At 56.8% G+C, this 4,401-nt stretch carries 4 protein-coding genes and 1 pseudogene; 2 read left to right on the top strand and 3 right to left on the bottom strand.

Features of this window, described 5'->3' with window-relative positions; translation table 11 throughout:
- Positions 1–124: 124 nt before the first annotated feature.
- Positions 125–853: pseudogene (locus GIW04_RS28210) on the bottom strand (aldo/keto reductase); the annotation flags it as partial.
- An 82-nt stretch (positions 854–935) separates the two neighbouring features.
- Complete coding sequence (locus GIW04_RS28205) at positions 936–1,838, bottom strand: LysR family transcriptional regulator (protein ID WP_120248073.1); 903 nt, start codon at positions 1,836–1,838, stop codon at positions 936–938.
- Positions 1,839–1,938: 100 nt separating this feature from the next.
- On the opposite strand from GIW04_RS28205, the gene GIW04_RS28200 reads away from it, so the two are divergent.
- Entirely contained in the window at positions 1,939–2,643 is a 705-nt protein-coding gene (locus tag GIW04_RS28200) for an SDR family oxidoreductase (RefSeq protein ID WP_120248072.1), read from the top strand.
- Positions 2,644–2,668: 25 nt separating this feature from the next.
- Here GIW04_RS28200 and GIW04_RS28195 read toward each other — a convergent pair whose 3' ends face one another.
- Positions 2,669–3,535 carry a hypothetical protein gene (locus tag GIW04_RS28195; RefSeq protein ID WP_120248071.1) on the bottom strand — a complete coding sequence of 289 codons (867 nt, stop codon included), beginning with the start codon at positions 3,533–3,535 and terminating at the stop codon, positions 2,669–2,671.
- Between the two features lie 271 nt (positions 3,536–3,806).
- Here GIW04_RS28195 and GIW04_RS28190 point away from each other — a divergent pair.
- On the top strand, positions 3,807–4,401 hold a 595-nt coding region (locus tag GIW04_RS28190; RefSeq protein WP_236479429.1), incomplete at its 3' end, for a hypothetical protein.

The following is a 4,401-nucleotide window of genomic DNA, read 5'->3' as shown; positions in this document are numbered from 1 at the left end:
AAGGGGCGACGGACAGTAGGGAAGGGGAGGCGGGCTATGGTTTTTTTTTGGAAAAGGAGAAGCGGGCAAACGAAAACCAAGGGACAGCCTGGGGGGCCCGGGGATGTGTAAAGGAGACGGGGAATTCCACCCGCCACTCGGTTTCCAGGATGCGCTTGTCCTGGCGCGCGGCACGGCTGCCGGGTTCAGGCGTGACGTCCGGTGCGTACTTGCCGCTGAGCACCCCTCGGGCCAGCGGGCTGTAAGGCACCACGCCCAGCCCATAAGCCGCTGCAGCGGTGATCTGTTCCACCTCGGCCTGGCGATTGACGATGTTGTACAACGGTTGGCTGATGATGGGTTTATCAACCCCCAGGCGTTCAGCCACGCGAATCACTTCAGCGATGCGCCAACCCCGGTAATTGGACAGGCCCCAATAGCGAACCTTGCCTTCGCGGATCAAGTCACCGATGGCGGACACGGTGACCTCCAACGGCGTGTCGTGGTCTTCGCGGTGCAGGTAGTAGATGTCCAGGTAGTCGGTGTCCAGCCGTGCCAGGCTGGCGTCCAGCGCAGTGAACATACGCTTGCGGCTCAAACCGCTGCGGTTGGGCACGCCATCGGCAGGGCCGAAGCCGACTTTGGAGGCCACCACCCAATCGTGGCGGTTGCGTGCAATCGCCTCACCGACGATTTCCTCGGAGCGCCCGCCTGTGTACACGTCAGCGGTGTCGATGAAATTGATGCCCTGGTCCCAGGCCTTGTCGATGATGCGCAGCGAATCTTCGGTGCTGGTCTGTTCGCCAAACATCATGGTGCCGAGGGTCAGAGCGCTGACCTTCAACCCGGAGTGGCCCAATGTGCGGTAAATCATGCAAAGCTCCTCATGGCAGGCAAAATGTAAGTGATGCAATACCAGACCCGAGCGCTCTGGAACAAGCCCTGGGCGAATTTCTTCATGTGCGTAGCAAAGTCACGCAGCGCGCCTGTAAAAAACGGTGCAGCACTTTCACGCGTTCCGACACTTGCAGGCGGTGCGGGCACATCAGGTTGAACGGCGCAGGTTCGCCTTGCCAGTCGGGTAGCAAGGGTACCAACCGGCCAGCCTGGATATCACGGGCCACATCCAGGTTGGCCTTATAGGCAATGCCATGCCCCGCCAACGCCCAGCGGCGGACAATCTCGCCGTCATCGCTGAGGTAGTCACCGCTCACCTCGACTTCTTGAAGCAACGCCCCCTGGCGGAAATACCAGGTGCTATTGGCCTGGCCCCGGCGCATATAGCACAGCGTGCTGTGGTGGGCCAAGTCTTCGGGCTCAAGCGGTGTGCCGTGGCGCGCCAGGTACTCAGGGCTGGCGCAGGCAATGCGATGGTGATCGGGTACCACCGGCAGGGCCACGAGGCTGGAGTCCCTCGGCACGCCAAAGCGCAAGGCAATGTCGACGGTGTCGCGAAACAAGTCGGCATTGCTGTCGTTGAGCAACAGTTGCAAGCGGATATCAGGGTGCTCCAGCTTGAACTCGTCCAGCCAGCCCAGCAGCACATTGCGGCCAAAGTCCGAGGGCGCGGCCAACTGCAATAAACCGCTGAGGCTCTGACCTTGTTGCTTGATGGCGTGCTCGCCTTCCGACAGCGCCTCCAGCGCCACCCGCACACTGTCCAGGTAACGCCGGCCTTCTTCGGTCAGGCGCATGCTGCGGGTGGAGCGGGCGAGCAGGCGGATGCCGAGGCGGGTCTCAAGGCGCTTGAGCGCAATACTCGCCGCTGCTGGCGTGAGGCCCAGGCCACGGGCGGCGGCCGTCAGGCTGCCGGTGTCGGCGCTGCGCACGAAGACTTCAAGGTCGAGAATCGAGCTCATTGATAAAAATCCTTTAAAGATCTTGTCGTTTTACCCGGATTTTTCATCGATTACCAAGCTGGGAAGATGAACGCTCACTTTCTCACTCAGGTAGTTTTCCATGACCTCTTCCCTCAGCGGTAAAACCGTCATCGTCATTGGCGGCAGCAGTGGTATCGGCGCGGCAGTCGCCCAGGCAGCCTTGGCACGCGGCGCACAAGTGGTAGTGGCCGGGCGCCGCTTGGTGTCAAGTTCCGACAACGGGCTGCGCAGCGAACCGGTGGACGTCACCGACAACGCCTCGTTGCAGCGGCTGTTCGAAACCGTAGGGCGCTTTGACCATCTGGTCTACACCTCGGGGCCTTCGGTGCGAGCCAAGCCCTTGAGTGAAACCGAACTGGATGAAGCCCAGGACAACTTCGATGTGAAGCTATGGGGCGCGCTACGTGCCATTCAACAGGCGCTGCCCTTTCTGCATGAACACGGCAGCATCAGCCTGACTTCGGGCCAACTGGGGCGCAAACTGGCGGCGGGGCAGTTCATCAAGACGGGCATCAACGCCGCGACCGAGGCATTGGGCAAACAGTTGGCCAAGGAACTGGCACCGCGTCGGGTCAATGTCATCAGCCCCGGGGTAATTGACACGCCGGCCTATGCAGGGCTTGGAGAAGAGCAGCGTATGGCGATGTTTGCCAAGGCGGGCGACGCATTGCCGGTTGGGCGGGTGGGGCAGGCGCAGGAGGTGGCGGCGGGGTATGTGTTGGCAATGGAAAATGGCTTCTTGACTGGCAGCATCATCGACATTGACGGCGGGGGACTGCTGTAAACGCCCCGCCCGCAAGGTGATTGGCTCAGTGACGGACTCTGGTCAGTCGAAACGTCCCTTCGACAGTAAACTCAGGTCCGTCATTTTTTCGAAAGGAGCAGGAAAACTCCCCCGAGCCATGATCGTCGGTGACTTCTTCGTTCAGTTTCAGCGTACCCGCATGGGCTGTCACCCCACCGTACGTGTCGAGGCGCATAAACTGAACCCGGACATTGTTGTTGCCGGCCAAAACATGGGTCAGTCCTTTCGTGTCCTTATTGATCACGATGGATAGAATATTTCGAGTTCGCGATAGGTCGTCATCGTAATGGTCGCCGATAAACATTCGGTGATCAGGGCGGTGGCCGCCGAAATCTGAGCTATCAATTCTGAATTCGGTTGCGACAAACTTTGGATCCGGTAATGGGCCACCCTGGAACACCGCTTTCAGTTCGCCCGTTGCCGGGTATTGTGCAGTCAGGCCAGTTGAAAGGCCTCTCAGTTCCGCCGTGCCGTCAACCAGCTCTATTTTTTGGCTGCCAAATTCGGCGCTCGCCCCAAAAGAGGCCTTTAGATTCGTACCGTCGAATGACACCTCTATTTTCCCTGCGGTGGCGGCATAGGTTGGATTTCCCTGGTTTTCATACGTAGAGAAATGAAGCCTGGTTGCGCCTTCTGCAAACGAGTAGGTGTGTTTACTTCCGTCCGTAGGTAAATCGGAAGGAAGCAGAATATCGATACCTAGAAAATCACTCGGTACGTTCGATAAGCGCTGGGTCGCAGCCAAATGCCATAACCCACTCGTCTCACGGTATAGCTCCATCTTGTCGGCGTCGCCGATGAAAACGACGTTATGTTGGCCTGTCACCGTAACGTTAAAAGTACCTTCAGTAGCTGCTGTTTTGCCTTTCATTTCGATAGCCCTCCAAGCGTGACTGAGCCCTCAGCCTAGGCGCACGGATAAGGTTTGGATACTGTTAGAAATTACAGGCTAGAAAACGTTTATTGATTACTAGAGTCGCTAGGAGCACCTCTCTTACTGATGGTGCACCCTTCTATAGGACTCTGTTATAAGAGAATCATTTTTTATACCTGTCAAAGTTGACAGTGTCGCCCGAGCCAGCAGGGTACTAACATTCCCACAAACTCTTTTATCAACTTATTTATTGGCGAGGCTGGTTAACATGAAACAGTCACTGCATGTCCCTATTTTACCGTTGTCGAAAGGCACTTTCACCGCCACATTGAACGGCTACTTGGCGCTTGATTATGTTGGCGATCCCACCCAAGAACTACGTCTGGATCAAGATGTGTGGACACTCATCAGTTACGGGCGCCCCTCAACCGGCGGTAGTTTGATTGTGTTCACCGTCAACGTCCCTAGCAACTTGTGTGACGACGGAAAACCTCAAACCTTCTTGATAGGCAGCCATAACACCGTCATTTCGCTCTATACGCAGCAGCTTAATTTCGTTGCCCAGACGGGGGAGATCACGGTATCGCTTAAAGATAACCGGATGGCGGCAACGTTCAATTTCAAAGCACAAGCAATCGGTACCTCTCATGAAATCGAGGTCTCCAGTGGCACGTTTGAGGTCAGCAACGGGACTGGCTTTATCAACGCGGACTTTAGGGGTGAAGCGCGTCCGTATCCGACATTTGAAGCAACAACGGTCGAGATAAATCATCTGGACCTGTTTCCGCTGCCCAAGGATGCCGATTCTATAAAAGGGCGCATTCATAACTATGACCCCATTCCGACTCAAGACGATCTTTTGT

Origin of the sequence: Pseudomonas sp. PA-4-8C, assembly GCF_021606625.1 — a bacterium.
In the GTDB taxonomy this organism is placed as follows: Bacteria; Pseudomonadota; Gammaproteobacteria; order Pseudomonadales; family Pseudomonadaceae; genus Aquipseudomonas; species Aquipseudomonas lactis.
This window is presented reverse-complemented; position numbering and strand designations above follow the sequence as displayed.

Bases quoted from the DNA above. Each gene is read 5' to 3' on its own strand.
- GIW04_RS28205 (WP_120248073.1), bottom strand. From the start codon at position 1,838: ATGAGCTCGATTCTCGACCTTGAAGTCTTCGTGCGCAGCGCCGACACC.
- GIW04_RS28200 (WP_120248072.1), top strand. From the start codon at position 1,939: ATGACCTCTTCCCTCAGCGGTAAAACCGTCATCGTCATTGGCGGCAGC.
- GIW04_RS28195 (WP_120248071.1), bottom strand. From the start codon at position 3,535: ATGAAAGGCAAAACAGCAGCTACTGAAGGTACTTTTAACGTTACGGTG.